This is a genomic window from Aquabacterium sp. UBA2148 (assembly GCF_002328915.1).
Taxonomy (GTDB): Bacteria; Pseudomonadota; Gammaproteobacteria; order Burkholderiales; family Burkholderiaceae_C; genus Aquabacterium; species Aquabacterium parvum.
In genome coordinates this window covers 7,621-8,059 of the sequence record NZ_DCXA01000016.1, presented here as the reverse complement: position 1 = coordinate 8,059, position 439 = coordinate 7,621, and the positions used below count along the sequence as shown (strand labels likewise).

Genomic DNA, 439 nt, shown 5'->3' with positions numbered 1-439 from the left:
GGCCTTGTGGCGGCAGGCCCTTGCCTGCTCGGTGCTTGGCTCAGCGGGACGAGGCGGCCGCCGCCAGGCGCTTCTTGCGAGCCCGGATGTTGAGCGCTTCCACGACCAGTGAGAAGCTCATCGCGGCGTAGATGTAGCCCTTGGGCACGTGGGCCTCGAAGGCTTCGGCCGTCAGGGCCATGCCGACCATCACCAAGAAGGCCAGCGCCAGCACCTTGACCGACGGGTGTGCGTCGACGAATTCACCGATGGGTTTGGCCGCGAACAGCATCACGGCGACCGAGGTGATGACCGCAGCCACCATGACACCGATCTGATCCACCATGCCGACGGCGGTGATGACGGAGTCGAGCGAGAAAACAATGTCGATGATGGCGATCTGGCCGATGATTCCCCAGAACAGGCGCGTGCCGGCGGCCTTGATGGTGGCGGGGTCGGT

At 65.1% G+C, this 439-nt stretch carries 1 protein-coding gene; it reads right to left on the bottom strand.

Annotated elements, in window-relative coordinates:
- Positions 1–40: 40 nt before the first annotated feature.
- Positions 41–439: TerC family protein (locus B2W70_RS00695; protein ID WP_414631012.1), on the bottom strand; the 399-nt coding region annotated here is incomplete at its 5' end.